Below are 22,985 nucleotides of genomic sequence, written 5' to 3'. Positions count from 1 at the left end.
AACTAAAGGAGACATTATGAGTGACATTATGGATGGCATTATGGATAGGGACACCATTTTAATAGTTATTGCAATAGTGCTTGTGATGATTATTGGTTGGTTTATTGGCACTTTAAATAGATTAAGAAAATATAGAGTGATTATAAAAGAGTCGCAGAAAAACGTTGATATTGCGCTCGCTAAAAGATATGACACGATTTGCCAAATGTTCAAAGTTGCACAGTCATTTGCAAAATATGAAAAAACAACATTAGTGGATTTAGTTAGTCTAAGAGAAGGCTTAAACTCTGATGATTCTAGTGCGGTAATAAAAAATCAGAATCATGCGATAGGGAAGATTTATGCTTTAGCAGAAGCTTACCCAGAATTAAAATCTTCTGAACAATTTTTGAATTTGCAAGAGGAAATAAACGATGAAAACGAGCAGCTGGCGGCAGCAAAAAGAATAGTAAATAGTAACATCAGCACTCTTAATCAAGATATCGTTACATTTCCAGTATCGATTATTGCAAGTTTAAGCGGAATAAAGCAGATGGATTTTCTTAGTGAAGATGATTTAAGCAATAAGAAGAATATTGATAGCATACTGAGCTAGCGAACATGTTTAGCTAGACGGTATATCTAATGTAGCCAATCGCCCGCGAATCTGCAGTGATTGGCTACTTGTGATTGATTGCCTTTGGTTTGGTTTGCACATTTGATACGTTTATGCTGATGCTACATATGGAATCAGCGTAAACGTGTCATTAAGTATTGCTGTGAGGTAATCGCAGAATACTATTAGCGTAATCGTAATCGTGATAGTAAATCGTGATAGTAATAGGGTGGTGAAATTTATATAATTCATCCAATCGTGCTAATATGATTTACAATATATGCACGAAAGGACGGTGGCTGTTATCAATACACTATTAGATGCTAATGGCCGCAATATGCTTACTTTAAAAGAAGCAAAATCTTGCGGACTGTCAAAATATAAGTTTTATAAATTTGTTAAAGATAATGAACTAGAACAGTTAAGCGGTGGAATATACGCTTCTAAAGACTCGTGGGTAGATGAGTTGCTTCTTATTCATAAGCGTTCACCATCCGCTGTTTTTTCTCACGACGAAGCTTTCTTTTATCATGGATTAGTTGATATGGAGCCAATTACTCACACTATTACTGTTTATAGTGGTTTTAATGCTCACCGGTTGAAAGCATCGTGCAATGTGAAAGTTTATAGCGTAAAAAAGGAATTACTTGAAGTTGGAAAGATTTTAGTCACGGATAATCTCGGTAATAAAGTGCCAATGTATGATCTTGAAAGAAGTGTCTGTGACGCGTTTAGAAGCAGAAATTTAATTGAAATTCAAGAATTTAATACAATCTTGAAATCCTATATTTCTAGACCAGACAAAGATCTTAATTTGTTAATGGAGTATGCGAAACTTTTTAGAGTAAACAATGTTGTTCGCAAGTATTTTGAGGTGTTACTATAAGTGAATTTAACTGATGCGCAAATAAGAGGTAGAATCAAAAACCTCGCTGAGCAGAATAACGCAGATTCTCGAGTTCTAATGCGTCTTTACATGATGGAACGCTACTTAGAGCGTGTTTCCGTTTCAAAATATCGCAACAATTTTATTGTAAAAGGCGGTGTTCTAGTAACGTCTTTGCTTGGTATTTCTATGCGATCCACTATGGATATAGATACGACTATTCAAAATTATGATTTGTCTCTTGAGAATACGAAAAAAATGATTGAGGATATATCTCGCATAGACATAGACGATGGAGTTGATTTTACTATTAAAAGCGTTATGAAGATTATGGATGATATGGAATATCCAGGTATTCGTTTTGCGCTTGATTCACGAATTGGAAGAATGATAACTCCCATAAAGATTGATGTTTCTACAGGAGCTACTATTACACCACGTGCAATTGAATATGACTATAAGCTGATGCTGGAAAACCGTTCTATTTCTATTCTTTCTTACAATATTGAAACAGTGTTTGCAGAAAAATTACAAACAATATTATCGCGCGGAATTCTTAATACGCGTATGAGAGATTTTTATGATGTCCACGTGCTGCTTGTTTCGCATAAAAGAGATGTAGATAGGGAAATTCTTAAGCGTGCTTTTCATGCAACTTGCAAAAATCGTAAAACTGAAAATATTATAGATAATCTTAAATCTATTTATGAAAGTATTGCTTGTGATGAAAAGCTTTCTTTATTGTGGTTGTCATATCAGCGTAAATATTCTTATGCTAAAGACATTGATTTTTGCAGTGTACTACTGAGTTTGGATGCATTATTGAAATTGCTTGAATAGAATTTTGGATTAAAATCCTTTAGGCGAGTGCTGGCTTTTCTAAATCATTGGGGGAGACATGCAATAGTAGCCAATCGTTGCGAAGTTGCAGTGATTGGCTACTTGTGTATTGGTTGATTGGTGTTTTTAAAAATAAACGCCAGTTAGTTTAGTTCAACTTGACTGGCGTTTATTAGCTATTTGCGTTATTGGCTATCTGTACTTGTTATTTGCCGTGTTTGCCAATGCGCGTGCGTTTAAGCGAAAGTGTACCGAACGCTGACAGTAAGAAAGCTAATCCAGTACCTGCAACAGTTGAGGTTGTAGAACCTGTATGTGCAAGAATTTCAGGAGAATTTGGTGCTGTAATTTCTTTAGATGGCTCAGCCTCGGTTACTTGTGTCGGTTCCTGTGCTTGTTCTGGTTTAGGAACAGATTCTTGAACTGGAACAGTTTCTGGTTTTGGTTCAAGAATTGGAATCTGAGTAGGTTCTAGTTCTGGTGTTGGCGGAACAGGTGTTGGCGGAACAGGTGTTGGCGGAACAGGTGTTGGCGGAACAGGTGTTGGCGGAACAGGTGTTGGCGGAACAGGTGTTGGTGGAACAGGTGTTGGTGGAACAGGTGTTGGTGGAACAGGTGTTGGTGGAACAGGTGTTGGCGGAACAGGTGTTGGCGGAACTACAGGTGGTTTCGGTTTAGGAGGTTCTGGATTAGGATTTGGATTAGGTGTTGCTTTTATCACGTCAAAGAATGCATTGATAAAAGCAACATGTCCTGGTTTATTCTTCTCATGCAATGTTATACCTGGCTCATAGGTATAATTTGGCGTTTCTGCTGGATTAAGAACCATTGGAAGATTATCCAACTTAGAGCCATCTGTGTTGTAAGAATCCCCAACCTGAGCATCTTTATTCGCGGTAAATGTAATTGAATAATCCGTATGCAGCACATACGACACATTCATATCCATCAAAGACGTCTGCCGATTTCGAGTAAATAGAACCTTTTTTATTTCCACTTCCTTTGGTTCTGGATTCAATACCTTCATAAATTCATCAGTAATATCCTTAATTGGCTTACGATTTTCATCTACCAGATAAAACTTGAGTGGCACCGTTTTTGTTTCTCCTGGCTTAAGATAAATAGGGCCATTAGCATACATGGCAGTTACTGTTCTAGTAACATTATTGTCGCCAAGATCACTAAATTTATACTGCTGCTTTGTTAGAGGATTAGTTCCAGGTTCGCCTTCAAAAATATCATTCCTATTTTTATACGCCTTGAATTTCTTAAATTCACCTACCGTCATATAGTCTGAGCCATCTTTACCTTTATGGATCGTTGCTATATACACAGGAATTTCGCGGCTTATTTCGCCATTCTTCCAGGCAATCGTAGGAGCGCCATCAAAATTCTTATTCAGAAAGTCGTAGGTCAAACCTTCCAGCCCTACGCCACCGACTTTTTGTTCAAGATTGTGTTTTGCAAAGCTATACGTGCCTATTGTTGTCTGGTTAATTGAGTCCCACATCTTCTGTGAATTTTGATCTTTGAAGAACCATGGCGTTTCTTTGATGTTTTCTTCTGTTGTTTTTCCGTCCTTCGTGATTTTTAGCGTAACGTTGCTGAGTTTTCTTGCGGAAATAGCTTTACCGTCTTCTGTAAACGCTGCAACATCTGTCATTGTCAACGCGTTTGTATTGGGATTGTAACTGAGATACTGAGCGTACGCCCTTATTTGTTCAGTATTAGTATTTTTATCGTTATTTATTACTTGCCACTGAACCTGTTTGTCGTTACTGTCCGTTGCAGTTCCAGATGCCAATACATTAGTAGCAGACTCAGGTGGCTTTGGGACTGGTGGTGTAACAGGTGGCTTTGGCTGTGGTGTTGGTGGAACAACGGGTGTCTGTGGCTTATTTACAGTAATGTTTTGCAATATGCCCAACGTTATATAGTCTGAATCTTTGCCCGTATGGGTTGTTGCCATGTATACAGGAATTATGCGGCTTGTTTCACCTTCCTGCCAGTCTGTTATTATTGGCGTGCCCTCAACTTTGCGCGCACTAAAGTTGTATTTCAAACCGCTAAGGTGTTTGCCGCCAACTTTTTGTTCTTGATTGTATCTCGTAAAGTTGTACGAACCGATTGTTGTTTTATCAATTTCATCCAAAATATTCTTTAAATATTGACTTTTGTAGAACCATGGTGTTTCTTTAATATTGCTAATGATTGTAGGCGTCGTTTCATTGTTGTTTGTAACTTTTAAGGTAATTTCGTTATATTTTCTTGCAACAACATTTGCTGCTTCATTCTTGAATGGCAAATTGCTCATAGTTGCGATTAGCTTATTATTATTAGAATCATAATTGAGCTGTTTGCCATATTCGCTCATCTTTGCCGCGTCAGTGGCTTTGATATTACTGGAATTATCCGTTACTTGCCATTTGACTTGTGTGCCGTTCTTATCGGTCGCTGTCCCCGATGCTAATTCATTGCTTGTTGAATCAGCGTGTGATGTGTTTTGCTGAACATCATTATCTGTTGTTACGCCTTTGGAATCAACAGTTGTTTGAACCGTATTTGTATCGTAGTCGCGATCTTCACTGGTAGTGTTGTTGTGGTTAGTAGATTTATCATTTTTTAAATTATGCTGATTAGTGGAATCGGTATGTGGTGGGGGGGGGTATTTGTTTTTGTGCTACTATTTGCACTCTCAACATTATTTCCATTGACACTACTTGCAATAGCATTAGAAGCATAAGCGGTTTGGCTCATGCATACTGCGCAAGCTGCGGTCGCAATACCCATCATGGTTGAGGTCAGAATGATTTTCGTTGTCTTATTCATAAAATACCCAATTAATTAACTAAACCTTTGTTACTTTATTTCATAAAATATAACAAATACATAATTGCATATTACATTATAACGATTTTGATAAAAAATATAAGTGTTTATTGATAATTTTATCAATAAACACTTATATGCGTTTTGAAATACTTAATCTCTATTGAATATTTAACTAAATATTTAGCTAAATAATATAAGATATTTAGTATCTAATCTTAAGAAATAATCTGCTAAATAAACTGAGATATTACAATACCTGCAACCATAAGTGGAATGTTGAAGATAAGGAATGTTGGAATGCAAGTATCCCAAATGTGGCTATGCTGACCATCTGCATTTAGGCCAGAAGTAGGGCCAAGCGTTGTATCGGAAGCAGGGGAGCCTGCGTCTCCAAGAGCTGCAGCAGAAGACATAAGAAGAATTGTTGCAGGAGTGCTAAAACCAATGCTTTGGCAAAGAGGCACGAACAAAACTGCAAGAATAGGAACCGTGCCAAACGAAGTGCCTATGCCCATAGTTACAAGCAAACCAATAATCGTAATAACGAATGCAGCGATTAGCTTGTTTTGGCCCATAGAAGCAACGCCAAAGTGTACAAGCTCATTAACTCCGCCCGTGGCTTGAATCACGTTAGCGTAGCCGCCAGCAATGAGCATAATAAATGCAATAAGACCCATGAGTTTTACGCCGCCCATAAGCTGCTTATCGATATCTTTCCATGCAACGGCTCTAAAAATAATCATGGTTGCAAGACCTGCAAGAGAAGAAAGCGAAAGATCCTTACTAATAACTTGAACTACTACAACAACAATAATCGCAAGCATGGTTACATAGTGTGCTTTAGTAAGCGGGCCAACAACAGCGTCCGCAGCGCGAGTATCTGCTTCGGTTGTTTTATATTCGCGAGGCTTTCTGTATAGCACAAACACGGCGAATAGGAGGGCTGCAAGCATTGCAGCACCCAAATACCAGTTCACAGCGCTAACGTCTGAAACGCTAACTTTCATACCATTTTTAGAAAGATTAGTTGCAATAACTGTTTGGAAAATTAAGCCAAATCCAAATGGAATAGCAATGTATGGCACTTCTAGTCCGAACGCAGTGCAGCATGCGGCGGCGCGGCGATCTAGCTTAAGCTTGTTCATAATGGAAAGAATTGGCGGAATAAGAATAGGAATGTAAGCAATATGAACAGGCACAATATTTTGAGACATGCATGCAATAATTGTTAGAACTGCAAGAAGAATAAATTTGTTTGTGCCAATAAGTTTACTGATTTTTTTAGAAATGATTTGAGCTAGGCCAGTTGCTGTAATTGCCTCTGCAAAAGTACCAAGAAGAATGTAGGCGAGCGCAGTTTGCGCATTTGTGGAAAAACCATCACAGAGCAAAGCCATAATAGTGTGACTTCCATCTCCAAAAAGAGGGAGATGCCCAGCTATGCCTCCTGCAACGCATGCAACAATCATTGCGAGTAAAACATTGAGTTTAGCGAGACTTAACGCGCATAACACTACAACCGATACGATTACCGGATTGCATAGAATGTTTAAAATCTGCATACTGTTTCACCTCTTTTTAAAGTTATCTTCATTTTGATGTTTGCAAATAATATATTTTTCAATTTTGATAATTTTTAAATTTTAATAATTAAAGACAATATCATAAAGACTTACGTAAAGTTTTATTTGCAAAGTAAAACTTAAATTACTTTTTTATAAATTACTCTTTAAAAGTTAAATACACTAATTAAATACATTAATACAAATTTGTTAACAATAGCATTTAAGAGTAGACTCAGCCGTGTTATTATCTCTTTTTCAGAAAGAAGGTAAAAACAATGAATTTCACAAATGACGTGGTCATTGTAACAGGAGGCGCCCAAGGAATCGGCAGAGAAGTCGTGCGAGGCGTACTAGATGGAGGCGGAAAGGTAATTATCGCCGATATCAATGAAGAAAAAGCAAACCAAACAAAATCTGAATTAGGTTCAGATAATATCTTTGTCTATAAGATAAATCTTGGTGATGTTCAAAATGTTAACGACGTTTTTGCGCAGATCATCAAAGATTTTGGCAAAGTGGATGTTTTGGTAAATTGCGGAGGCGTTGTATCAACTGTCCCATTTGAACAGTTAACAGACGTTGAATTCGATAGAACAGTAAAGATTAACCTTTACGGCACTTACGCAACAAACCATGCTTTATTCGAGCATTTTAAGGAAAATGGTGGCGGAAGAATCGTAAACGTTAGCTCTGTTGCTGGAAAAATTGGTGGCGGTTTACTAGGAACAGCAGCATACGCAACATCTAAAGCTGGTGTGAATGGTTTAACAAAAGCCGTTGCAAAAGAAGGCGGCAAGTATGGCATTCGTTGCAATGCAGTATGCCCATCTTATACTGAAACACCAATGACTCAAGCTTTGAAGGAAGATAAGGAAAAGGAAGCGAAAATTATTAACGCGATTCCTTTGCGACGCAAAGCACAACCTGTGGAAATTGCGCAAATGATTCTATTCTTTGCATCTAAAGAAGCCTCCTTCGTTAACGGAGAGATTGGCGATGTTGATGGCGGAATCGTATTAGACGGCTGACGGAGAAAATCATGTTCGCAAACCTAAAAAGCCAAATCACAAAAATAGACTTAAAGAAAATAAAAATTCCAGGAGCTACAATCGTTGTTCCTCTATTTATAGGATGCTTAGTAAACTCATGTTTCCCAGCATCCTTAAAAATAGGTGGTTTTACAACAGCTGTAATTAACGGAACTGGTCCTTTAGTTGGCGCATTCATGCTTTGCATTGGAGCAAGTCTTTCATTTAAGAACGCTCCTAAAGCTTTGTGGCGCGGTGCTGTGATTATTAGCGTAAAAATCCTAACTGCTATTGTTATTGCTCTGCTTGTTTCCAAGTTCTGCAACAATAATCTGCTTGGATTGTCAATGTTATCTATTTTGGGCGCAATGACTGTAGCTAATAATGCACTTTATTCTGGTATTACAGCAAACTATGGCACTGAAGTAGATCGTGGAGCTGTTGCTATGACAACCATAAGCGTTGGTCCAACAGTAACAATGATTGTTATGAACTCTTCTGGGCAAGCCGTAATACCATTCTGGCAGATTGTTGGATCAATTTTGCCTCTTGTTTTAGGAATGATTCTAGGAAATTGTTTCCCTTACATGAAGAAGCAACTGGTTAATGGCATAATCCCTATAACCATGATTCTGGGCTTTGTTCTAGGAGCAAACATGAACTTTGCTCAACTAGTTGAAGGCGGACTTTCTGGTGTGCTGCTTGGCATTATAGTGCTTTCTGGATTTGTATTTACAGTATTAGCAGATCGCTTCTTAACTAGAGGCTCTGGTATTGCTGGTGCTGCAATAAGTAGTACTGCAGCAAGTGCTGTTGCAACACCAGCTGCAATGATGGCTATAGATCCAAATTTGGCAAAAGCCGCATTAATAGCAACTCCTCAGATTGCTGCTGCAGTAATTATTACTGCTTTGGCTACGCCATGGTTAACTGCACTAGTGAGTAAAAAATTTGCTAAAAAATCTAGTAAGTAATCAATAGATAATAAATAAATAAAAAATAGATAATAAATAAAATAAGTAGTTCAGCCCTGCAAAATAAAATTTGTGGGGCTGAATTACTATTGCGATTGGTTTTAGAAAAACGTAAACAGCATTAAAGCTTGCCAATAGTGATTTAGAAAAGCCAGAACTCGTCTCAAGTGGTTTAACTTTTATAAATAGATTTAAGATTATCTATGATATTTGGAAGTAACATGATTAAATCAAAAATGTGAGATTTTGTTATATATAGCGTATTTTTATGGCTAAAATATAGACAAATGAACAAAATGTTTAAAAATAAGTTAGTATTTGTTCACCTTGAAGAGTACGATGAAAGTACTTTCAGGAGATTGACGTCAATAATTGGTCTCTTGACTTATAACATTTTGTTGCAGCATAGCAATATGAGGTAGTCGCCAAAATTATTACAGGCGATATCAGAATTAAATATTGAGTCTGAAGTTAGAAAAATCAAAAAATTAAAAATTGAAAATTGAAAAAGTTAGATGCAAAGGAGGAATGCATAGCAATTTCGATAGCAACATTAAAAATGTGTACCATTTAAAAATGTATGCCATCGGTATTTTGCCGCAGACAAATTATGCAAGAAGAACAAACACTTTTAGAAGCTAAAGAATTAGGCTTACAAATATTTAGAAGAACACCATTTTGGGACGTATCGTTAAAAGTAGAGCCTCATCAAATCGTTGCAATATCAGGTGAACACGGCTCTGGAAAATCAGCTTTGCTGCTTGCACTGTCTGGTTATATGAAATTTACGAACGGAACTCTTACTATTGCGGACTCAACTCTTCCTAACGATTTTAAAGAATCACGTAAATATGTGGGATTGGGATTATTCAACGGAATTAACGAATTCTACAAAATGCAAACAATAGAAGAAGTTTTGATGAGTGAGCTAAAACTCGCATCATCTTCGCCACTATTTCGCGAACAGTATAAAAATGATGTAAAAAATCGCGAAGCATTGCGCCAATACGCGTACAATCTTCTTGCTCAATGGAAAGTATTTTCTCCTCACAAAACAGCAATAGGAGAGTTGACTCCGTGCGAGCGCATGCGCTTGGCAATTGCGTTGGCATTATTAAAGCAACCGTGGTTGCTATTTGTTGATGGAGTTGAAACAGAGCTTACTAGCGAGCAAAGCGAATGCTTACTTTCCGATATTCGCGAATATGTTAGCAAAAACTACTGCTCCTGCCTTGTTGGAGTTTTGCAAAGTGAGTTAGAAAAGCAAGCGGATCAAGTCTTAAGACTTATGCCAAATAATGAGAAAGCAGAAAATTCTCATACTGATTCTCAACTTGCTACAAGTGAAGTAAATGGTGGTGAAAACAATGCACGTTAGTACTATTGCTCTTGCATTTCGTGAGATTAACAATACGATGAAAGGAAAAGCTCGAAAGCTTGTTATTGGAACCGTAGCTTTGATTCCACTTTTATACGGATCGCTTTACTTATGGGCATTTACAAATCCTTATAAGACTTTGGATACTGTGCCTGTGGCTGTTGTTGTTGAAGACAATGGCGCTATGATTAACGGCAAAATGCGAAACATTGGAAACGAAATCAAAACTCGTTTAAAGAATCAAAAAGACGGTAGTGAAGGTTTCCAATGGAATTTTGTAAATAGTGCTGAAGCAAATAAGGGCCTTAAAAATGGCAACTATTTTATGGTAGCAACTATTCCAGCTTCCTTCAGTAAGTGCATTGCTTCCGCGCAATACGATACTCCAACTAAAGCAAAACTTCACGTAAAGTACGATCAAGCAAGCAATATGCTGGCTTCACAAATTGGTAAAACTGCTTTCCGCACTATGCGTACTGAGATTAGCGAGGCGATTGCTCAAGAGTATTGGGAGCACATGTTTGCGAAAGTTAATTCAGCTTCCGATTCTCTTGGTGCTGCTGCAAACGGTGCTGGAGCATTGCATGAAGGTTCAAAGTCTTTGCAAGGCGGAATAAATAAGCTTGCAGATGGGTCGAATAAACTTTCGCAATCTTTGCAAAAACTTCAAGGCGGATTAGGGGAGCTTCAAAAAGGCGCGAATACGCTAACTGAAGCCAATGCTCGCAGCAAAGAAGGAGCTCAATATCTTGCACAAAAAACGCAAGATTTAGCAAACGGAGCCCAACAGTTAAGCGAAGGAACGCAAAGGCTATCGGCAGCGACAAGCGAATTCTATGAAGGAGCTCAAAAGCTTGCAGCTTCAAGCAACGAATTAGAAGAACATGTTAAAGCTGGAAACGCTGAAACAAAAGCACAAATTACTGGTCTTCTTATGCAAGCGCAAAACCCAGCAGTAACAAAGGAAGACGTGCTTGCTAATTTGCAAAGTTTGGCAGAAGGATTAGGTGAAAATTCTAATCTTCTCGAAACAAATCTTTCTGCTTTAAGCGCTGGAGCAGACAAGCTTTCTGATGGAAGCTTGCAAATAAAGGGCGGCGCTGACGCAATATCTCAAGGTTTTGAGGCTGTTAATACTGGCTCAAATAAACTTGCTGCTGGAGCGAATAGTCTTGCTGAAGGTTTGGCTCAAGTAAGTAACGGTAGCGAGAAACTAAATAATGGTGTGAATGCAGCAGCTCAAGGTTCAGCGAAAATAGTGAACGGTTCTGATCAGCTTAATTCCGGTGTTAAAAAGCTTTCGGATAATACTCCAAAGCTGGTTGAAGGCGCAAAAAAGTTGCATGACGGGCTTAAGGATGCTCAAAAGTCTGGAAAAATCAACAATATTAAGCAAAAAAGCAAGATGATGAGTGCGCCAGTTTCCTTGGAAGAGCACGAGTATTCGCACGTTGAAAACTATGGAACTGGTTTTGCTCCTTACTTTATTTCTATCGCCCTTTGGGTTGGTGCTCTTATGACAACATTCGTTTTGAGAGTTATGGATAGGCGAGCGATACTAAACGGCATGAATCCGCTTAAAAGCGCGCTTATTAGCTTGACGCCGTTTGTGATTATGGGCGTTGCGCAAGCGATTATTCTTATGGGCGTTGTTCAAGGAGCGTTGAAGTTCCAAATCGATAATGTTGGTGCATTCTACGCGCTGGGGATTATAGCGTCAATAGTCTTTATGGCTATAATGCAAATGATTATGGTGGTGTTCCGCATGCCAGGGCGAATAGTTGCGATTGTGCTACTTATGTTGCAAATCACAAGCTCTGCAGGAACGTTCCCAGTACAAATGACGCCGGCATTCTTTAGAGCTGTTCACCCATATTTGCCAATGACGTACTCGATTATGGGGTTGCGTCAAGCAATGTCTGGAAAGAACAGTGGTGAAATAGTTTCAGGCATTGGAATGCTTGTGCTTTTCGGCGTTATTGCGATTGCTATAACAAGTATTGCCTTCCGCATGAAGCGTACTGTAAAAATGTTTGATTTGCATCCTGTAATAACGCTTGATGCATAAGCGTTCATGTAGGCGCGATAATTAAAATCCCCGCAGCTCTTGTTGGTTGCGGGGATTTTTTAGTGAATTTTGTTTAATTTAGTTACTTTATAAATACGTTATCCGACTTTAGAAAGTAGACGCGTAGACTTCAGCAATTGCAGATTCGTCCATATGCATATAGGAGTTCTTCAAAAGTCGCTGCTGTTCTTTGACAACGCTTGCAGCCCAGCTTTGAATCATATCCTCGGTCATGCCATACTCGTGAAGCTTGTGCTTAGGAAGAATCGTGTTAAGAACTTCGTCGAGCTTGTCTAGTACGTCTTCTTTTTGGCATTCAAGAATATTTGCCATGAAGCCGAAAAGCTTAGGAAGCTCAGTGTTTTCTGTGTTATTCTCGTTTGCGTCGTGCTTAGCATAGTATCGCAAAACGCTTGTAAGAAGCGCAGCATTTGTTTCGCCGTGAGCCACGTGGAAAGTTCCACCAAGCGGATAAGCCATCGCGTGAACGCAACCGCAGCCAGCGTTACCAAACGCAATACCAGCGTAAAGACTTGCCGAAACCAAGTCGCTTACAACTTGGCTTTTTGCGCTGCTGCCTTCTTTAACAACTCGCATATAACTTTGCAAAATAAGTCCGCAAGCCTTGTAACTAAACATTTTTGTAAGCTCGGTTGCAATAGGAGAAAGTGCGGACTCAATCGAATGCGTAAGAGCGTCAATAGAGCTGGTTGCAAAAACGTAATCAGGCAGGCTCTTTAACAATTCTGGAATAAGAACAGCGTCCGTAGCATAGCAAGCATCGTTCGCCAAACCCTTCTTGGTATTGCGCTTAGTAAGCGAGAACACCGCAACGTTCGTAACTTCGGAGCCAGTGCCGCAAGTAGTTGGAACAAGAATAAGATCCGCGCCTTTTTGTGCAGGAATCTTGCCGTCGACCAAATCTTCAAGTGGACTTGTTTGCTTCAACGCGCAAACCTTCGAAATATCCAAAACAGTGCCGCCGCCAATTCCAATCACGCGCTTTGGAGTAGTGTGAATGTCACTAACGATTGCATCAACCATTGCATCGCTCGGCTCGCCCTTGCCGTACTTTTCTTGGAAAATCACGTCGCAATCAAGATTCAAATCGCCAAAATAAGGCTCCCAAATATACTGGTTTGTAATAACCAAATCGCCCTTGCTGAGCTTGAATTCTTGCGCGAAGTCGCGTGCGTTCTCGAACTTATGAATAGTTGGTTTAATAGAAAGCTGCTTCATCCTAGACTCCTTTGTTTTAATCTGCATGTCTTACGCTAATATGCGCGTTTTGCGCGCGTTTTTGTGCGCGGATGATTAAAAAACCAAGCAACTGCTCCATTATAGAACAGATTGCTTGGTTTAATAAATGCGATTTAAGCTAATCAGAAAAAGTGATTCAGCCTAAGCTAATCAGCAAAGTCTAATCATCCCTTCAACAAAGCCGTGTAAGCTGCCATCGTAATGTAATTGTATGGCTGGTTGAAGTGAGGCATAAAGAAGATATCACACAATGCAAGCTCTTTAATCGTGACTTTCTTTTGAATAGCCAGCGAGAACAGGTGAATTGCGGCAGACATATCGTAGTTAGAAGCCAACTGGCATCCAACAATAACTTTAGTGTCTTTCTTGTAAACGATGCGAATCTTCACCTTTGGATTCTCAACTTCCATAAACGCAGGCTTTTGAGTATCTTCAAAATCAACGTAGTCAACGTCCATGCCCTCTTTTTGAGCGGCAGTCAAGCTCAAGCCGGTGCAAACAAGCTTGTAGTCGTAAATCATCATTGCGCTAGAGCCTTGTACGCCCTCGGTTTCTACAGGAGTTCCGCAAACGTTGTGACCTGCAATCAAGCCGCTTCGAACGGCGTTGGTTGCGAGCGCAATGTAGTTTACGCGGTCTCGAGCGTTGTCGTAGATTGTAGCGCAGTCACCGATTGCGTACACGTCTGGATCGGAAGTTTGCTGCTTCTTGTCAACAAGGAAAGCACCGTTAGCATACTGCTTTAAGTGATCTTTGCCGAGCGCAACGTTTGGGTGGAAGCCAATAGCGCAAATCACCATGTCGGCTTCGTAAGTGCCTTTGCTTGTTTTAATAGCCTTGACTTCAGTGTCTCCAACAATTTCTTCAACAGTTTGACCAAGCTCAAACTTAATGCCCTTATCTTCCATAATTCTCTTCAAATTATCGGAAAACTCTGGGTCAAAGTAGCCGTTAAGAATATGTTCTTCCATGTCAATGAGAGTCACGTTCTTGCCAAGGCGCTTAAAAGCTTCCGCAAGCTCCACACCAATGTAGCCGCCGCCAAGAACCACAACGTTATTAAAATCGCGCTCTTGAAGCTTAGCAATAACAGTTTGCGCGTTCTGGAAAAGTTTTACCATTTGCACGTTTTCCAAATCAATGCCCTTAATGCGTGGCTTGTTTGGAAGGCTGCCAGTAGCTAGAACGAGTTTATCGTAAGAATCGTGAATAACAGTGCCGTCTTTAAGCTCGACTGTTACTTCTTTCTTTGCGTAATCAATGTCTAGAACTTTGCTTTCAAGATTTACTTTTGCGCCCTTTTTAACGAAATCTTCTGGCTTCTGGTAGAACAGTCCATCGCTGCTTTGAATCTGCTTTCCAATCCACAAAGCCATACCGCAGCCAAGGAAGGAAATGTTGCTATTCTGATCGTAAATTGTAAGATCGTTTCCTGGGTAGCTCAAAATTGTGTTAGCGCAGGCAGTGCCAGCATGATTTGCGCCAATCTGAATAATCTTGGTCATCGGTAATCTCTTTTCGTCGTTGATGTTATTGTTTAATTTTCATATGCGTGCTGTTAACAACATTGTTCGTTAGTTACACGCTGGTACTAAATCTTATTACATTGATACGAGTCTTGCTAATTTTGATTCTAGGTGTGTTGTTTCTGATTATTGTATAAGTTGTAATTACCATTTAATCTTTTCTATGAACGTGAAGTATGTAATAGAATCGTAAGTGTTTTATATAAGTGCATTCGTGTATATATAGTTTTCGCAATGTCTTTTGATAAATTTTGATAAACTTTGATAAAGTTTGATAAGTGAGAGTTGTATGAGGGGGTATTTTAATGCGTATTTTGATTACTGGTTTTACGCCGTTTGATAATGAGTCTATAAATCCGTCGTGGGAGATCGCGCAATCAGTGCATGCGCCTGAGGGTGTGGAACTTGTTCGTTTGCAGATTCCTACGGAATTTAACAAGGGTGCGCAAAAAATTATTGAGAAAATAGAGGAAGTTCATCCTAATGCTGTGCTTTCGTTAGGGCAATTTGGCGGTTCTGCTTGTTTTAACGTCGAGTATGTTGGCATTAACTGTAGAGCTGCGCGCATACCAGATAATAGTGGATATAAGCCTTGGTATGAGCCTGTTGTGCAAGATGGTGATGTGGCTTATAAAGCGACTTTGCCAGTTGTAAACATAGTTGACGCTTTAAATAAAGCGAAATTGCCGGCGTCTGTGTCTTTTTCTGCGGGCGCGTACGTATGCAATGATGTGCTTTACAGTGTTTGTAATTATTGCCAGACTAAGAAATTGCCGATTAAGAGCGGTTTCATTCACGTTCCATATTTGCCTGAGCAGATTCTTGATAAGCCGAGTACGAGTTCTATGAGTTTAGCTGATATGCTTCGAGGTATTGAAATTGCGTTGCAAGTAATTGCGAGGAATTGCTAATAGTTGAAGTAAAATTAGTTAAAATGTTGCAGATTTAAGGAGAAACATGAGAAGAGAATTTTCGTTTTCAGATGCTAGGAATCTGATAAGGCTGCATAAAAATTTGCAATACAATCTTGTTTCTTTAAATAATAAACAAGATGAAGCTAGGATGCTTCTTGAGCATGTTGCACAAAAATATATATCTAATCAAGCTATCAGAATGGCAAAAAATGTTTCGATTTTAGAAGTTAATCGTGAGAAAAAAGGTATAAGAGTATCAATTCTTAAGAATGCTGGTTTTAATAATTTTGCTGATGTATTTAAAGCATCAGTGTATGAATTATCGGCTATTAGAGGTATTAGCGAGAATGGTGCAATTGAAATAAAAAGAATTGTCGATGAAACTGTAGAAGAATTAAAAAAGAGAGTTAAACTGAAACTTAGCTTAAGCAATAAGAGCAAAGATATAGAAGATATTATTCGTTTCGCTTTTCTTTATAGGTATACTAATCGGTTTACGAAGGTTAGCAATAATTTATCTGATAAGTATTTTCCTGTTATAGAGTCAGCTATCGAACAAGCTAAACCAGCAAAAGGATTTTTGAGATGGGTTTTTGCTTCAAATGAAAATAGACAGCATGCAATGGAAGCTTGTAGATTGCTCAGCGATATATTGGATGGTGAATACGGTCAACAAGCTCATCATTCTTTAGAAAATTTAGATAAGATACATAATTTTAGCTGTGATCCGTGGGAAGAATTGCAGAAGAATCCGATTCAATGTGCGAATGTTATTGAAGATCTAGTTCCGGGATTATTGGGAAGTGTCGACGATTTTTATGGTTTACCTGAAGGGCTTGCTGGTGAAGTTAAGAAACAGCCTATATTGTCAGATGGTTTATCATGTCAACTTAGACGATATCAACAATTTGGTGTGAAATATATTCTCCACCAAAAAAGAGTGTTGCTTGGTGATGAAATGGGACTTGGTAAAACTGTTCAAGCTATTGCAGCAATGGTTTCTTTAAGAAATGAAGGTGGTACTCACTTCATTGTCATATGTCCTGCAAGCATTATTGTGAATTGGTGCAAGGAGATTAAAAGATTTAGTAATTTAAGAGTAGTTAAGGTACATGGTTCTCAAAAAGATAGAGAATTTGCATTACAAGATTGGATAAGCAATGGTGGTGTTGCTGTTACTACTTATGAAATGACATCATATTTTAACCTACCAGATAATTTTGAATTCTCAATGATTGCTGTAGATGAAGCTCACTATATAAAAAATCCAGAAACAAAACGCTATCAGAATACAAAATTAATTCTTAATCATGCTAACAATATTCTTTTTATGACAGGCACTGCTCTTGAAAATAAAGTTAGTGAAATGGTGAAACTTATAAAATTATTGCAACCAGATATTGCTGCAGAAATTGCTGGTACAAGAAGTTTCGTTCTTTCAGATCTTTTTAAAGAGAAAATCGCTCCTGTTTATTACCGTAGAAAACGAGAAGATGTTTTATTTGAACTTCCTGAGTTAATTGAGAATAAATCTTGGTGTCAGCTTAATGCAGAAGAAGAATCTGAATACGAAAAAGCTTTGATGAGTGGTAATTTCCATGCTATTAGGCGAGTTTCGTGGAATGTTGATGATATGCGTAGCTCGAGTAAGGCAAAACTATTAAAAGAAATAGTCGAAGAAGCAAAATTAGAGGAGAGAAAAGTACTTATTTTTTCTTTCTATTTGGATACTTTGCATAAAGTAGTTGATGTGTTCTCAAACAAATGCATTGGTTTGATAAATGGTTCGGTTTCACCAGAAAGACGAATAAAGATTATTGAAGAATTTGATAATGCGCCAGCTGGAAGTGTGTTGGTGTCTCAAATCATGTCCGGTGGTACCGGTCTTAATATTCAATCCGCCAGTGTGGTAGTTATATGTGAGCCACAGCTTAAACCGTCTACTGAGAATCAAGCAATTTCCAGAGCATATCGTATGGGTCAATCTAGGGATGTGATTGTCTATCATCTTTTAGCTGAAAAAACTATCGATGAAGGAATTACAGAAGTTCTTGAAAATAAGCAGGAAATCTTTAATAGATTTGCTGATGAATCTGTTGCGGCTCAAAAAGTTGAAATTGATGAGAAAACATTAGGAAAACTCGTTGATGATGAAGTTAATCGTATTAGTAAGAGCAAAGATAATGTAAAAAATGTTTCCGAGGAAATCGAGAGTAATGCCGAAAATAATACTAAAAATGAATTAGTATAAGTATTTATTTTCTATGCTCGCTCAAGCACGCGCTCAATAGCGTTATTTTGCGAAAGAAGATAAACGCAATACTGGTTCATGCTTATGCCTTCGGCTTGAGATTGCTCAGACAATTGCCTGTGTAATTCTTTAGGAAGACGCAATTTGAATTGCCCAGAATAATCATTTAGCTCATGGTAAGACGGCTCTTTTATGTTTACTTTACTTTCAAGTGCTGCTTCCAGCCAAGCCTTTTTAGCATCTTGCGCATTTGCTGCTGCTGCCTGCTCGGATTCCCCAGAACTCATGCATCCTGGTAAATCAGGGTAGTAGGACACAAATCCGCCTTCATCTGGATCTTTTACAATCTCAAGTTTGTATGGCAGTGACATGTAGTAGCTAAGCGTTTTATTTGTGAGTGTTTTTACCATATTTGATTTTCCTCTTTTATTTCTTCATCTTCTGCTTCTACTACAGATTTCACCATTTCTACGTATATCTTTTTGATTGGTTCATGCTTAGGAATTGTAATTGGGTTTGCGTGATTTTTGCGAAAAGTATAATGACTGCTTCCGCTTCTTGGATTGCACATTTCATATCCGTAGGCTTCTAGCACTTTTTTCAATTCATCAAATCTCATATCTTTAGATAAGCTAAGTATTCGCTTAAGTAATTTGTCCCATTGCGACATTTCACCCCCAGTTAATAGCGTGTTTTTGTGTTTATAAAATTATAAGTGGTGTTACATAAGGTGTCAATGTATTCGGTTTGCTGCATAGAAATTATGCAAATCATGATTTGGAGTGAAATATAAGAAACGATGCAAATTTAAACTAACTTTTGTTCGTGCAAATATGGAAAGTCGTAAATTTATTTTATGAACAGAAATCTATGAACAGAAATTTATAAGACTATTTTATTAAAAGAATTATTGTAATTTGTTGCCACGTAATTGGTAGGAGTAAATCCTCCATAGTTTAGGAGTAAATCCTCAATAGTTTTAGATATTTATCCATGTGGCTATATTATTGTGATTATGGCTGATTTTTCTCATATTCTTGCAACGCGTCCAGATTTTGATGAGTCTGATCGCGAATGGCTGCATCACCTTGTAGCAGACTGGCAGGTAATAGCAGACTTAAGTTTTGCAGACTTGCTTTTGATTATTCAAAACGGCAATGGTGATTACGTTGTAGCAGAACAATGTCGTCCGTCTACAGCAATCACACTTAGAACTGAAGATTTACTAGGTGTAAAACTAGACGAATCAATGCATCAAGAATTAAATGCAGCAATGAGTAAAGAAACAAGCTTCCACTCTTCTGTATTAAGAACTGTTGGAAGGGCAACAGTTTGTAATGTTTACGCCCCAGTGCGTCATAATGGCAAGACGCTAGGTCTTGTTCTTAGAGAAACAAATCTTGCTACAAGAGAATCAAACGGTAGGTATGAGACCGAAAGCATTAATGCTGGCAAAACTCTGTTCGACATGATTTCGCGAGAGCAATTTCCATACCACGATTCAATGCTAAATCAGCGCCACAATGCTAGAGTTGCAGATGGTTTTATTATTTTAGAAGAAAGCGGAGTTGTGCGCTATGCTTCTCCTAACGCAATTAGCTGTTTCCGTAGATTAGGCGGATTAGACACTATGCAAGGCGAGTTTCTATGCGAGTTTGGAGCAAGATTGTTGCACACAAACGATGTTGTTCCTGAAAGTTTGCCTCTTGTACTAAGCGGTAAAGCGGATGTTGATTGCGAACTAGAAGTTAATAATTCTGTTGTTTCTATGCGCTCGCTTCCATTGTATGGTCCAAATGATCGAACGGGTGCAGTTGTTCTTTGTCGTGATGTTACAGAGGTTCTCCGTAGGGAAAAAGAGCTTCAAACTAAGAATGCTACTATTTCTGAAATTCATCATCGTGTTAAGAATAATCTTCAAGCTGTTTCTGCTTTACTCCGTCTTCAAGCTAGAAAAACTAAGTCTGCAGAAGTACGTAAAGAATTAGAAGAAGCACAAAGACGCGTTCAGACGATTGCTCTTGTTCACGAAGGTTTAAGTCAAACAGCTGATGAGGTTGTTGATTTTGATAAGGTTATTTCTAGTTTGCTTAAAATGTCTATTGAGCTTGCTTCGCAAAATCAGAATATTACGATAGATTTTTGTGGCAAGTTTGGCATGTTGGCGGCACAAGATGCAACTCCTCTTTCTCTTGTTTTAACAGAACTTGTGACTAATGCAGTAGAGCATGGTTTTGAGGGAGTTAGTGAAGGACATATTAAGATTTCTGTTGGTAGAGGTGGGGATAATCTGAGTATCGTCGTCGAAGATGATGGAGAGGGTATTGAAAGTGAGTCTTTGCACGGTATGGCTAAGTCTTCTGGATCTGGGTTAGGAACTCAGTTAATCAATACTTTTGTTACTAACGACTTTGGCGGAACAGTCAAATGGGAGCAACGTAGAGAAGGTGGAACTCGTGTTCTTCTCGACATTAAGCTACGAGTTCCAGGAGTGGAGTAGATGTAGATTACAGTTCTGCATTTTGGTTTCTTCTTGCACGTATAGCCCTGCGTTTTAGTGATCGTCGTTCATCTTCACTAAGACCACCCCATACGCCGTAATCTTGGCTTGTTTCAAGCGCGCATCTTAGGCAATTGTCTGCAACGTTACAAGTTCTGCACACTGCTTTGGCTTCCTCAACCTGCTGATTAGATGCACTGTTACTTCCTACTGGGAAGAAAAGCTCAGGATCTTTGTCTCTGCATGCTGCTTTTGAACGCCAATCAAATGCGCTGCTCATAAATAAATATCCCCTTTAAAAAACGTAGCTTACGCTGGTTAAAACTATTATTAAACTTTGTTTTTAAAAACTATCCGCACTCAAGGAAACCATGAATATAACTTTTTTTCAAGACTTTTTTAAGAATTTTTTATTTTTTTAATTTTTTGAATAATTTAAAATATTTTTTATGTAAAGCCTTATGAAAAACTTAAAATCTGTAATAGATTAGCACTTCCAGGAATTACCATTACGCATCTTCCTGGAGTTTGATAATCATCTACATTAAGAGTTTTTAGCAAGTCTGATGGTATTCCGAGCATTGTATCCGTTCCAGCATCTCCTGTTGGGAATATTATTCTTACTGGTGCTTGTTCTGGTATACGAATATGCCTTGCATTTTGTGCGCAGAAAATTACAGTTATTTTTGGATTGATTAGTTTACTTTGAAATTCTTGAGACTTTGTGTCGCTACTAAAAGGTTCTAGCAGTGAGTCCGCATTGTCTAAAATATAAATATTTTGCGAATTGTTGTATGTGTTTCTTGATTTTATAGCTTTAGAAATTACGTTTATAAGATTAGTTTTTCCTCTCTTATTTCCTCCAATAATTGCGATATTTCCCAGATTTATAGGTAGAATTGCCTCGCTTAAATTAATGCCATCGTCTTTTAAGCCTATTAACAATCCATCTTCTTTACTTAAGTCATAGCTAAAGTCAGAATTAAACCTAGAAGATTTATCGTTGCAAAAAGTATTATTGCAATAATTTTTGATTGTTGAATAACCTAAATATCTTGGTAATGGAGCACTGAATAATTGTTTAGGTTGATTATAGTAGTAGAATTTTCCAGCTAATTTTATTGCTTGTATAAGAGAATCTTTGTTTCTGCTTTGTGAGCATTGTAATGCTATTATTCCATCTCCAGTGTTGCAGTATGCTGCTCCAGGATTGTTTGGATTTATGCTCGCTGCACAAGATGATCCTAATAATTCATGAGATTGCATTGCATCTCTAACTCTTAAACATATGTTTATAGACATATTTGCTTTCATGTCTGCATTTACTTGTGCCATTGGATTCTGTGTACATGCTATAAGGTGCATTCCTAAGGATCTTCCAACTGATGCTATTCGTATAAGACGATTCATGTAGTCTGGCAATTGATTTTTTAATGCGTGAAATTCGTCTATAACAATAGCCAGTGAAGGCTGGTATGGTTTTACTTGATTAATATCATGGCATCCTTGGCATGCTACTAATCTTTCTCTTCTATCTAATTCTTTTTCTAATCCTCTAAGTGCTCTTACTGCATGTTGAAGGTTTAGATCTCCTACATTCCCAATGCTGTGTGGGAGTGTGGAAAGAGCGTCAAATGTGGCTCCACCCTTAAAATCCATAAAAACAAATTGCAAAGATTTGGGGGAGTAGTTGAATGCTAAAGCCAAACACCATGATGTTAGTAACACAGATTTTCCTGAGCCTGTTGTTCCTGCTACAAGAGCGTGTGGTCCGTTTCTAATAAGGTCTAAACAAAAATATCCGTTTTCACTTATCCCGATTGGTGCTACGAGTTTTTTGTTTGATTCGTTGGAAGATTTTAGCCAAGAGTAAACAACATTTTTCCATGGAGGAATACTGCTATTTACTATATTTTTAGAATTACTTATGCTGCTTATTTGATTCGCATTATTTATCAGTATTGCTTCTAAATTTATTGGAACAAGCGTATTTGGAACACCTTGAACATGCTGGCGACTTATCCTTTTAGAAAATTGTGTTTCAACATGTTTTTTAATATTATTTTCGTTTTTGTTATCACTTTTCTTATTCACATTGTATTGAATAATTTGTGGTATTAAGCAAGCAATATACATCATTATGCTTGGGACAACCATGGCTAGCATCATCCAACTTTTTTGCAAGCACGCCATTATTGCTAGAGCAATATTGGCAAAAATCGGCACAATATTAGCGATAATCTGCATCCAAAACATTGATTTTGAGGATGCGTTTTTACTATAGATTGCGTTGTTTTCATAGTTCCCGTAGTTTTTACATTCCTTATATTTCATAACGCAATCATGCATGAGTTTTTACAGTTTGTGC

The 22,985-nt window shown here is 38.1% G+C and carries 19 protein-coding genes; 10 read left to right on the top strand and 9 right to left on the bottom strand.

Annotated elements, in window-relative coordinates; translation table 11 throughout:
• Positions 1-16 precede the first annotated feature (16 nt).
• The 3 genes from HXT24_RS05790 to HXT24_RS05780 all read left to right on the top strand — a co-directional run bounded on the left by HXT24_RS05790 (position 17) and on the right by HXT24_RS05780 (position 2,321).
• Positions 17-595, top strand: a complete 579-nt coding sequence (locus tag HXT24_RS05790) for a LemA family protein (RefSeq protein ID WP_004123027.1) — start codon at positions 17-19, stop codon at positions 593-595.
• 280 nt (positions 596-875) lie between these two features.
• Positions 876-1,481 (top strand): type IV toxin-antitoxin system AbiEi family antitoxin domain-containing protein, encoded by a 606-nt coding sequence (locus tag HXT24_RS05785; protein WP_116691979.1) that lies wholly within the window; start codon positions 876-878, stop codon positions 1,479-1,481.
• Positions 1,482-2,321, top strand: a complete 840-nt coding sequence (locus HXT24_RS05780) for a nucleotidyl transferase AbiEii/AbiGii toxin family protein (RefSeq protein ID WP_415685716.1) — start codon at positions 1,482-1,484, stop codon at positions 2,319-2,321.
• 205 nt (positions 2,322-2,526) lie between these two features.
• On the opposite strand, the gene HXT24_RS05775 is transcribed toward HXT24_RS05780, so the two are convergent.
• The 3 genes from HXT24_RS05775 to HXT24_RS05765 all read right to left on the bottom strand — a co-directional run bounded on the left by HXT24_RS05775 (position 2,527) and on the right by HXT24_RS05765 (position 6,715).
• Positions 2,527-4,695, bottom strand: a complete 2,169-nt coding sequence (locus tag HXT24_RS05775) for a hypothetical protein (RefSeq protein WP_422119329.1) — start codon at positions 4,693-4,695, stop codon at positions 2,527-2,529.
• Positions 4,696-4,943: 248 nt separating this feature from the next.
• A complete protein-coding gene (locus HXT24_RS05770; protein ID WP_101887927.1) occupies positions 4,944-5,150 on the bottom strand; it encodes a hypothetical protein in 207 nt (68 codons plus the stop codon).
• Between the two features lie 233 nt (positions 5,151-5,383).
• Positions 5,384-6,715 (bottom strand): Na+/H+ antiporter family protein, encoded by a 1,332-nt coding sequence (locus HXT24_RS05765; protein WP_004138216.1) that lies wholly within the window; start codon positions 6,713-6,715, stop codon positions 5,384-5,386.
• Between the two features lie 278 nt (positions 6,716-6,993).
• On the opposite strand from HXT24_RS05765, the gene HXT24_RS05760 reads away from it, so the two are divergent.
• The 4 genes from HXT24_RS05760 to HXT24_RS05745 all read left to right on the top strand — a co-directional run bounded on the left by HXT24_RS05760 (position 6,994) and on the right by HXT24_RS05745 (position 12,166).
• Entirely contained in the window at positions 6,994-7,746 is a 753-nt protein-coding gene (locus HXT24_RS05760) for an SDR family NAD(P)-dependent oxidoreductase (protein ID WP_410312869.1), read from the top strand.
• Positions 7,747-7,757: 11 nt separating this feature from the next.
• On the top strand, positions 7,758-8,720 hold the full coding sequence (locus tag HXT24_RS05755) for a 2-keto-3-deoxygluconate permease (RefSeq protein ID WP_020761270.1): 963 nt from the start codon (positions 7,758-7,760) through the stop codon (positions 8,718-8,720).
• 610 nt (positions 8,721-9,330) lie between these two features.
• Complete coding sequence (locus HXT24_RS05750) at positions 9,331-10,098, top strand: ATP-binding cassette domain-containing protein (protein WP_020761271.1); 768 nt, start codon at positions 9,331-9,333, stop codon at positions 10,096-10,098.
• Positions 10,088-12,166, top strand: coding sequence for a YhgE/Pip domain-containing protein (locus tag HXT24_RS05745; RefSeq protein WP_032836538.1), 2,079 nt, complete (start codon positions 10,088-10,090; stop codon positions 12,164-12,166). Before HXT24_RS05750 ends, HXT24_RS05745 begins: the two co-directional genes overlap by 11 nt.
• Before the next feature lie 108 nt (positions 12,167-12,274).
• Here HXT24_RS05745 and HXT24_RS05740 read toward each other — a convergent pair whose 3' ends face one another.
• A complete protein-coding gene (locus HXT24_RS05740; protein WP_103013178.1) occupies positions 12,275-13,405 on the bottom strand; it encodes a 4-hydroxybutyrate dehydrogenase in 1,131 nt (376 codons plus the stop codon).
• 185 nt (positions 13,406-13,590) lie between these two features.
• Complete coding sequence (gene nox, locus HXT24_RS05735; RefSeq protein WP_422119328.1) at positions 13,591-14,931, bottom strand: H2O-forming NADH oxidase; 1,341 nt, start codon at positions 14,929-14,931, stop codon at positions 13,591-13,593.
• Between the two features lie 326 nt (positions 14,932-15,257).
• Between nox and HXT24_RS05730 the strand changes: the two genes are divergently transcribed.
• Positions 15,258-15,863 (top strand): pyroglutamyl-peptidase I, encoded by a 606-nt coding sequence (locus HXT24_RS05730; RefSeq protein WP_415684196.1) that lies wholly within the window; start codon positions 15,258-15,260, stop codon positions 15,861-15,863.
• Positions 15,864-15,909: 46 nt separating this feature from the next.
• A complete protein-coding gene (locus tag HXT24_RS05725) occupies positions 15,910-18,117 on the top strand; it encodes an SNF2-related protein (RefSeq protein ID WP_422119327.1) in 2,208 nt (735 codons plus the stop codon).
• Positions 18,118-18,128: 11 nt separating this feature from the next.
• Here the strand turns inward: HXT24_RS05725 and HXT24_RS05720 are convergent, their stop codons facing one another.
• Both HXT24_RS05720 and HXT24_RS05715 read right to left on the bottom strand, forming a co-directional pair.
• Positions 18,129-18,527 carry a toxin-antitoxin system HicB family antitoxin gene (locus HXT24_RS05720; protein WP_422119326.1) on the bottom strand — a complete coding sequence of 133 codons (399 nt, stop codon included), beginning with the start codon at positions 18,525-18,527 and terminating at the stop codon, positions 18,129-18,131.
• Entirely contained in the window at positions 18,521-18,787 is a 267-nt protein-coding gene (locus HXT24_RS05715) for a type II toxin-antitoxin system HicA family toxin (protein WP_076002769.1), read from the bottom strand. The genes HXT24_RS05720 and HXT24_RS05715 overlap by 7 nt, the downstream gene beginning before the upstream one ends.
• A 345-nt stretch (positions 18,788-19,132) precedes the next feature.
• Between HXT24_RS05715 and HXT24_RS05710 the strand changes: the two genes are divergently transcribed.
• On the top strand, positions 19,133-20,617 hold the full coding sequence (locus tag HXT24_RS05710; protein ID WP_004114821.1) for a sensor histidine kinase: 1,485 nt from the start codon (positions 19,133-19,135) through the stop codon (positions 20,615-20,617).
• 7 nt (positions 20,618-20,624) lie between these two features.
• Here the strand turns inward: HXT24_RS05710 and HXT24_RS05705 are convergent, their stop codons facing one another.
• On the bottom strand, positions 20,625-20,897 hold the full coding sequence (locus tag HXT24_RS05705) for a WhiB family transcriptional regulator (protein WP_004113182.1): 273 nt from the start codon (positions 20,895-20,897) through the stop codon (positions 20,625-20,627).
• Between the two features lie 179 nt (positions 20,898-21,076).
• Positions 21,077-22,966 carry an FtsK/SpoIIIE domain-containing protein gene (locus HXT24_RS05700; RefSeq protein WP_422119325.1) on the bottom strand — a complete coding sequence of 630 codons (1,890 nt, stop codon included), beginning with the start codon at positions 22,964-22,966 and terminating at the stop codon, positions 21,077-21,079.
• Positions 22,967-22,985: the final 19 nt, after the last annotated feature.

Source organism: Gardnerella sp. DNF00354 (assembly GCF_049262755.1).
In the GTDB taxonomy this organism is placed as follows: domain Bacteria; phylum Actinomycetota; class Actinomycetes; order Actinomycetales; family Bifidobacteriaceae; genus Bifidobacterium; species Bifidobacterium vaginale.
Note: the sequence above shows the minus strand (reverse complement) of the source record. Positions and strands in the feature narration are given on the sequence as shown.

Bases quoted from the DNA above. Each gene is read 5' to 3' on its own strand.
- HXT24_RS05790 (WP_004123027.1), top strand. From the start codon at position 17: ATGAGTGACATTATGGATGGCATTATGGATAGGGACACCATTTTAATA.
- HXT24_RS05785 (WP_116691979.1), top strand. From the start codon at position 876: ATGCACGAAAGGACGGTGGCTGTTATCAATACACTATTAGATGCTAAT.
- HXT24_RS05775 (WP_422119329.1), bottom strand. From the start codon at position 4,695: ATGAGCGAATATGGCAAACAGCTCAATTATGATTCTAATAATAATAAG.
- HXT24_RS05770 (WP_101887927.1), bottom strand. From the start codon at position 5,150: ATGAATAAGACAACGAAAATCATTCTGACCTCAACCATGATGGGTATT.
- HXT24_RS05765 (WP_004138216.1), bottom strand. From the start codon at position 6,715: ATGCAGATTTTAAACATTCTATGCAATCCGGTAATCGTATCGGTTGTA.
- HXT24_RS05760 (WP_410312869.1), top strand. From the start codon at position 6,994: ATGAATTTCACAAATGACGTGGTCATTGTAACAGGAGGCGCCCAAGGA.
- HXT24_RS05755 (WP_020761270.1), top strand. From the start codon at position 7,758: ATGTTCGCAAACCTAAAAAGCCAAATCACAAAAATAGACTTAAAGAAA.
- HXT24_RS05750 (WP_020761271.1), top strand. From the start codon at position 9,331: ATGCAAGAAGAACAAACACTTTTAGAAGCTAAAGAATTAGGCTTACAA.
- HXT24_RS05745 (WP_032836538.1), top strand. From the start codon at position 10,088: ATGCACGTTAGTACTATTGCTCTTGCATTTCGTGAGATTAACAATACG.
- HXT24_RS05740 (WP_103013178.1), bottom strand. From the start codon at position 13,405: ATGAAGCAGCTTTCTATTAAACCAACTATTCATAAGTTCGAGAACGCA.
- nox (WP_422119328.1), bottom strand. From the start codon at position 14,931: ATGACCAAGATTATTCAGATTGGCGCAAATCATGCTGGCACTGCCTGC.
- HXT24_RS05730 (WP_415684196.1), top strand. From the start codon at position 15,258: ATGCGTATTTTGATTACTGGTTTTACGCCGTTTGATAATGAGTCTATA.
- HXT24_RS05725 (WP_422119327.1), top strand. From the start codon at position 15,910: ATGAGAAGAGAATTTTCGTTTTCAGATGCTAGGAATCTGATAAGGCTG.
- HXT24_RS05720 (WP_422119326.1), bottom strand. From the start codon at position 18,527: ATGGTAAAAACACTCACAAATAAAACGCTTAGCTACTACATGTCACTG.
- HXT24_RS05715 (WP_076002769.1), bottom strand. From the start codon at position 18,787: ATGTCGCAATGGGACAAATTACTTAAGCGAATACTTAGCTTATCTAAA.
- HXT24_RS05710 (WP_004114821.1), top strand. From the start codon at position 19,133: ATGGCTGATTTTTCTCATATTCTTGCAACGCGTCCAGATTTTGATGAG.
- HXT24_RS05705 (WP_004113182.1), bottom strand. From the start codon at position 20,897: ATGAGCAGCGCATTTGATTGGCGTTCAAAAGCAGCATGCAGAGACAAA.
- HXT24_RS05700 (WP_422119325.1), bottom strand. From the start codon at position 22,966: ATGCATGATTGCGTTATGAAATATAAGGAATGTAAAAACTACGGGAAC.